Here is a 7459-nt window from a genome sequence, read left to right as displayed (position 1 = left end):
GTCCGCACCAGCAAGACGGTCGACGAGCGCGCGTTCGACGTCACCACCGACAACAGCCGCGATGCGCTGCTGACCGAGTTCGGCAAGGACACGCTGCGCGATCGCTACCTTCTCCCGGGCGAGGAGTATCAGGATTTGTTCGCGCGCGTCGACCTCGCCGCGCTTCGACCCGTCCTTGGGGCTCTTCAGGTCGAACTTCGCGCCGTCGCGCACCGCCTCCATGAACTCGTCGGTCAGGAGCACGCCGTGGTGGAGGTTGAGCGCCTTGCGGTTGAAGTCGCCGCTCGGTTTCCGGATCTCGAGGAACTCCTCGATCTCGGGATGGCAGACGTCGAGATAGCAGGCGGCCGAACCGCGCCGCAGCGAGCCTTGGCTGATCGCGAGCGTCAGGCTGTCCATCACGCGGACGAACGGGATGATGCCGCTGGTCTTGCCGTTGAGGCCGACCGGCTCGCCGATGCCGCGGACATTGCCCCAATAGGTGCCGATGCCGCCGCCGCGCGAGGCGAGCCAGACATTCTCGTTCCAGGTATCGACGATGCCGGTGAGGCTGTCGTCGACCGAATTCAGGTCGCAGGAGATGGGCAGGCCGCGCCCGGTGCCGCCGTTCGACAGGACGGGCGTCGCGGGCATGAACCACAGCTTCGAGATATAGTCGTAGAGCCGCTGGGCGTGCGCCTGATCGTCGGCATAGGCCGAGGCGACGCGCACGAACAGGTCCTGATAGCTTTCGCCGGGCAGGAGATAGCGGTCCTTCAGCGTCTCCTTGCCGAATTCGGTCAGGAGCGCGTCGCGCGAATGATCGACCTCGAGCGGGTAAGGCGCGTCGCGGCGCCGGCTGTCGGGCGCATCTGCTGCCGGAGCGGAGGTGTCGAGAAGGGTCGTCATGTCGTTCGCCATCGGCTCGTTGCTGCCAGAAAGGTCCATCGATTCCTCCCCTTGTTCTCTATCCGTTCGCGGCCCGGGTCAATGCCGAACCGCCTGTGCGCGTCCCGGCGGGGCAAGCGGAAGGCGCGCAGACCCGGTCCGCCGCGTTGCCACGCGACGGGTGTCTCCAGCTGCGATATGGGGATCGCGCCGGTGCATCTCAACCGATCGTCCAGCCCCTGACCGGACACAAGGGATAGTGTCACTACTGATTCCGCCGCACAAGATGTTAATTGTCGCGGCCGCCAGATTGTCTGCTTGACGCAATGGAAAGCGGCGGAAAACGCCCTCTTCATGCGGGCCGGAAAGTGGGAACAGCGGATCGAAGCGGGGCGTTCTGTCCCCGCTTATCAGGATGTTCGCCATGTGCCTTGCCGAGTTCGAGCCGCCGCTGCCGACGATCGTCGTCGGGGGCGATGGCCACGCCGTCGCGATGATGCCGGCCTCACGGTCGGCGGGGTGCAGGCAGCCGGCGACGCGACCTGCGTAGAACGGGCTTTCTCAATCGAACCGTTGCCGTTACGAACCTGGCGCCAGCACGATGCCGGCATGTCAGGCTAGCTTACGACCTCTCGATCGACCAGCGACAGAGACGGGATGATGCCGCGCACGCCGGACAAAGACGACGAACGGGAAGGCGGATCCTTGCGTAAGGCGTTGAAAACGGCGGGTAGCATCCTGCTGTGGATCATTGTCGTGCTCCTGCTGCTGCCCACGCTGGTGCCGCCCTTTCTCGACCGGATCTATTATCGCGGGCCGGTCAGCGATCATTTCGACGGCCAGCGATTCTCCAATCCCGACGGCGACACCGCCACGGCGGGGCCGCGATCCGGCCCGCCGCTCGCGCTGCTCGCGCGCTTCATGATGGGCCGCGACCGCGCGGTGTGGCCCGCGCGCGTGCCGGTGACGCCGGGACATCCCGAGGCGCGCGTCGATGCGGCATCCGGCCGCATGGTCGCGACCTGGATCGGGCATGCGACGGTGCTGGTGCAGGCGGGCGGGATCAACATCCTGACCGACCCGATCTGGTCCGAGCGCGCCGGGCCGTTCGGCGTCACCGGGCCGACGCGCGTGCGCGCGCCGGGCGTGCGCCTTGAGGACCTGCCGAAGATCGACCTGATCGTCATCAGCCACAATCATTACGACCATATGGACCTCGCCACGCTCAAGCGGCTGTGGGCGCGCGACCGGCCGCTGATCGTCACCAGCCTGGGCAACGACACGATCCTGAAGGGCGCGGGCGTGCCGGCGGTGACGCGCGACTGGGGCGGCCGCGTATCCGTGCGCCCCGGCATCGACGTGGTGGTCGAGCGGGTCCACCATTGGGGCTCGCGCTGGATGCGCGACCGCAACCGCGCCTTGTGGTCGGGCTTCACCGTGACGCTGCCCGGCGGCAACCTGTTCTTCGCGGGCGACACCGGCTTCGGCGATGGAAGCTGGCCGGTGGCGGCGCGCAAGGACGGCCCCTACCGCCTCGCGATCATCCCGATCGGCGCATTCCGCCCGCGCGCCATGATGAGCCCGAGCCATATCGGCCCGGTCGAGGCGGTCGAGGTGTTCCAGCGGCTCGGCGCGGACAATGGCCTCGCGATGCACTGGGGCACGTTCCAGCTTTCGGAGGAGGGCATGAACGAGCCCCCCACCCTGCTGCGCCGGACGCTGGCCGAACGCGGCATCGCGGCCGACCGCTTCCGCGCGACCGAGGTGGGACAGGCCTGGGCGGTGCCGCCGCTGCGTTGAGCCCGGGCGTCCAGCAGGGCGTCCAAGCGGATGATCGAGCCCCGATTTTCCGTTCGTACCGAGATTATCGAGATGCCGTCCTTTGCGCGAACGGTCGACACGGATCGGCTTTACGCGCGTACCCGGAAAGAAATGGGAGGTGACGGGACCGAACAGCGACCCGCCTAATTGTTACGCACCGACAACATCATACTGAAAGTCGCGAAGCAACGTTAATAAGGGGGTTTTTGTTCCCGATAAGATCAAGGCCAGAAGAAAGATCAAAATTGGAGTGCAATAACACAGATCAACTAGTTTTTGGCGACGCTCCTGCGTGCGTTTACTGTTTGAAAAGATTCTCTGCCTCACGCTTACGACGGGCAAGCAGGCGCAGACCTGCGTGGGGGCAAACCTGACAAGGGAATGCCTGATAATGTCGAACGTCGAACAGCTTAAAAGCATCAGCGTGCTGGCGCTTGCTCGCGCCCTTGCCCCGGTCGTCGTCGCCGGCGTGGGTCTCACCGCGGCGCCCGCACAGGCCCAGTCCGCCTGCCTTCCGATCGCCGGCATCGATATCATCTGCACGGGAGGCCCCGCCACCCCGGGCACTCCGGTGCTGGATCTGGCGCCGATCACGGGGCCGGTCGTGGCGACTTTGGGCGACGGCTTCCAGTCGCTCGCCGCGGTCAACCTCTCGACGCTCGGCACGGCGGCTGACGTGACGATCGATTCGCTCGGATCGGCGGTGATCGACACGGCCGATCAGGCCGGCCTGACGGTCGACGCCGGCGGCGCCGTCACCGGGCAGGTGTCCAGCATCACGACCAGCGGCACCGGCGCGACCGGCGCAGTCCTTCGCGCCGTCGACGGTGTCCTTTTCTCCGTTTCCGATCTCGTCGAGACGGTCGGCGATGCGGCCCCCGCCCGCGATATCGAGGGCAGCACGGTCAGCGTCGATGCCAATGTGATACGGACCGGCGGGGCCGGATCGAACGGGGCGCAGCTCGTCGCGCTCGACGGCCCGGTCGATCTCGACGCGAACCTGATCGAAACGGCGGGCGACCTGTCGACCGCTGCGCTGCTCCGCTCGGCGGGCGACGTAAACCTGAATGTCGGCGTGCTGCGGACCCAGGGCGCGCAGGCGCTCGGCATCGACATCGCCACCGATTCGGCCGCCTGCATTCTCCTTGGCACGAACGGGTGCGACGTGACGGCGGCGGCGGATCAGATCACCACCGGCGGCTTCGGCGGCATCGGCGCGCTGGTGTCCGCCGCCACCGGGGTTACCACGGTCGATGTCGGCGTCCTTCAGACCGGCGGGGACGAAGCGGCGGGCCTGAACCTGTCGACCGATCCCACCGTCTGCGCGGCGCTGGGCGCGGGCGCGTGCGACCAGAATTTCACCGTCGGCGAACTCGTCACCGGAGGGGCGCGCTCGCCCGGCGCGCTCGTCCGCGCGGCGGGCAACGTCACCGGCAATGTCGGCATCCTGCGCACCGGCGGGGAGGATGCGGTCGGCCTCGACCTCGCGTCGGATCCCTCGGCCTGCCTGCTGCTGGGCGCGGGCGCGTGCGGAACGTCGTTCAACGTCGGCGAACTCACCACCTCGGGCGCCGGTGCGACCGGCATCCTCGCCCGCGTGGTCGGCCCCACGGCGCTGCGCGTCGGCCTGCTGGAGACGCTTGGCGATGCCGCGACCGGCATCGACATCGCGGCCGACCCCACCGCCTGCGCGCTGCTCGGCAGCGGCGCGTGCGACGTCGATGTCGGCGCGGACCGCGTTACGACCAGCGGCGACGGCGCGGCGGCGGTGCTAATCGCCGCCCCGGCGAACATTCTGGCCGATCTGGGTGTGATCTCGACCAGCGGGGATGACGCGGCAGGGCTCGCCATCGTCACCGATCCGGCGGCCTGCCTGGTGCTCGGGCCGGGATCGTGCGGCATCACCGCCGCCGTCGATGACGTCGATACGGGCGGCGACAATTCGCCGGGCGTGGACGTCGACGGGGGTGACGATCCGATCGACGTCGATACCGGTACCGTCGATACCGGCGGGGACAACTCGCCCGGCGTCGATGTGACGGGAGAAGGCCCGATCACGGTCGATACCGGCCCGATCAACACCGGCGGCGACAACTCGCCCGGCATCGTCGTCGACGGCGGCACCGGCCCGGTCGTGGTCGATGCGGGCCCGATCACGACGGGCGGCGGCAACTCGCCCGGCATCATCGTGGAGACCGACAGCGGCGACCAGACGATCGTCGCCGGACCGATCACCGTGACCGGTCCCGGCTCGGACGGCATCGTCGCGACCAGTCCCGGCTGCAGCGCCATCAACATCACCGCGCGCGGCGCGATCAGTTCCGGTCAGGGGACCGGGATTCTGGCGTCCAGTGCCTGCAGCGTCGTCGTGACCACGCTCCCCGGCGCGGCCGTAACGGGCCTCGTGGCGGGCATCGACGTCACCTCAGGGACCGGCGCCACGATCACCATCGGCGATGCCGTTTCCAGCGGCGCCGGCCCGGCGCTCGACGTCGACGGCGCCCCCGCCACCGTCATGATCATGCCGACCGGCACGGTGGCGGGCTATGTTGATCTGACCGACGGGGATGATCTGCTCACCAATGCCGGCCGGTTCGACGCGACCGCCGACAGCGCCTTTGGCGGCGGCAGCGACCGCTTCGTCAATACCGGCACGCTGGCCGTACGCCCCGGCGCCACCGCCGCGGGCGGGGTGACGCTGACCGGGCTGGAAAGCTTTGAGAATAGCGGGTTGATCGACATGCGGAACACGGTGCTGGGCGACACGCTCACCGTGCCCGGCAACTTCGTCGGCAGCGGCGGCAGCACGCTTGCGGTGGACATTCCCGGTTCCGGCACGGGCATCGCCGATCGCTTGATCGTCGGCGGCAGCGCCACCGGCACCACGCGCGTCGTTCTGAACCCGCTGTCGCAGGGTGTGGGGCTCCTCCTCGACCGTCAGGTGATCGTCGATGCCGGGGCGGGCAGCACGCCCGAGGCCTTTGTCCTTGCTGGCGAGACGGCGACGGTCGGGCTGGTCGCCTACTCGCTCGGTTTCGATCCGACGACCAACGATTATGCGGTGTCCGGTACGCCCAGTGATCAGGCCTATGGCCTCCTTCGCGTGGCGGAGGGTGCGCGGCAGATCCAGTATCGCGGCAACGATGCCTGGTCCGGCCATATGCGCAGCCTCCGCGACGGGCGCGGCGTGGGTGACGGCGACGGGCGGCGCGGATCGGCATTGTGGGGCCAGATGTTCGGCGCCGGCACGCGGCTCGACAATGCGCGGGACGTGACGGTCTTCGGGCAGACCCGCACCGTCGCGACCAACAGCCGCCAGGACTATTTCGGCGGACAGGTCGGCTACGATTTCGGCGGTGTCACGGCCGAAAACGGGGCGGTCTTCGGCGCGACTGCCGGCTATACCAACTCGACGATCACCTTCGCGCCCCGCAGCAGCCAGTTCCGCTTCGATGCGATCAATGTCGGCGCTTATGGTGCGTTCTCGTCGGGCGGGTTCTTCGCCAACTTGCTCGGCCGGTACGAATGGTATGATGTGCGGGCGACGTTGCCGGGCATCGATCGCCGCAAGTTCGACGGGAAAGGCTATGGCGCCAAGGCCGAAGTCGGTATGCGCTTCGGGCAGTCGGCCTTCTTCGTCGAGCCTGCGGCCTCGATCGAATATGCCCGCACCGATCTCGACCGCCTCGATGCCGGTGTCACGACGATTGCCTTCGATGACGGCGACGGTCTGCGCGGCACGGCCGGACTGCGGATCGGCGCCGATGCGTTCAAGGGCGATACCCGCATCCGCTTCTATGCGAGCGGCAGCGTCGTGCACGAGTTCGAGGGGCGCAACGCCTTGCGCTTCCTCAATGGCGGCCAGTCGCTCGCCCTCGCCGAAGGGCGCATCGGGACTTACGGTCGCGGGGTGGTCGGCTTCAATGCCGTGACCGCGAGCCGCGTCTCGGGCTTCATCGAGGCGACGGGCGATATCGGCGACGGCTATCGCAGCGGCGGCGCCCGTGCGGGGATCAACGTCCGCTTCTGATGGTCAGGGCACGGTCGTACCACAGCGACCGTGCCCGCTCGCCGGTCATTCAGTCCGCCGCTTCGGCCATGACCTCCAGCGCCACCACCTCGGGATCGTCCTCCCAGCGCTCGCCCGGGGTGGGGTGCGTGATGGCCCAGCGCGCGCGATAGGCGCGTTCGGGCGTGCGCCACAGGCCGGGTGTGGGGCGGGGACAGCGCCACAGCAGCCCGAACGCGAGCCGCGTCACGCCCGAACCCAGGATGTCCGCGCGATCGATGTCGCGCAGGCGCGTGCGGCGCGCGCCGGTCACCACGAGGATGGTCCGCGCCGCCCAGCGCGGCATGTGGATCGCGGGCGTCCACAGCAGGCGCGGATTGGTCGGGCGCGGGCCCGCATGGCCCGATCCGTCGCGATGCTGGCGCCAGCCGTCCGCGAAGATCACGAACGCGGCGTCGCGCGGCCTGGCGGAGCATTCGGCCCCGGCGGCGTCGATGACGCCCGCGACGCTCGCCTCCTTCACGCGGATCCGGTCGCCGGCCAGGCACGCCGCCAGCGCCGACGTGGCGAGCACGCGCAGCCGCGTCTCGCGCCCGTCGCGCAGGCGCGCGGCCCGCGCGGGATCGGCGATCAGCGTGTAGGCGCCCGCTCCAGCGCCCTCATCGTCTCTGGAATGCGGATCGGCCACGATCCGTCTTTCGCCGCCGGCGCGATCCTGCTGCTGTTCGCGGGCATGTCGCGCTGGCGGGCGGGGGCGAGCGC

General features: G+C 69.0%; 4 protein-coding genes. 2 read left to right on the top strand and 2 right to left on the bottom strand.

All coding sequences use genetic code 11. The features are described 5' to 3' along the window. On the bottom strand, window positions 1-927 hold a 927-nt coding region (locus ACOJSF_RS04800; protein ID WP_420141090.1), incomplete at its 3' end, for a ribonucleotide reductase N-terminal alpha domain-containing protein. A 645-nt stretch (window positions 928-1572) separates the two neighbouring features. Here ACOJSF_RS04800 and ACOJSF_RS04795 point away from each other — a divergent pair. Together ACOJSF_RS04795 and ACOJSF_RS04790 are read left to right on the top strand one after the other, a co-directional pair. Then, entirely contained in the window at window positions 1573-2667 is a 1095-nt protein-coding gene (locus ACOJSF_RS04795; RefSeq protein ID WP_420141089.1) for an MBL fold metallo-hydrolase, read from the top strand. A 412-nt stretch (window positions 2668-3079) separates the two neighbouring features. Next, window positions 3080-6718, top strand: coding sequence for an autotransporter domain-containing protein (locus ACOJSF_RS04790; protein ID WP_420141088.1), 3639 nt, complete (start codon window positions 3080-3082; stop codon window positions 6716-6718). A 49-nt stretch (window positions 6719-6767) separates the two neighbouring features. On the opposite strand, the gene ACOJSF_RS04785 is transcribed toward ACOJSF_RS04790, so the two are convergent. Next, a partial coding sequence (locus tag ACOJSF_RS04785; RefSeq protein ID WP_420141087.1) for a hypothetical protein occupies window positions 6768-7459 on the bottom strand: 692 nt, incomplete at its 5' end.

Source organism: Sphingomonas sp. (genome assembly GCF_048594985.1).
GTDB lineage: Bacteria > Pseudomonadota > Alphaproteobacteria > Sphingomonadales > Sphingomonadaceae > Sphingomonas_I.
This window is presented reverse-complemented; position numbering and strand designations above follow the sequence as displayed.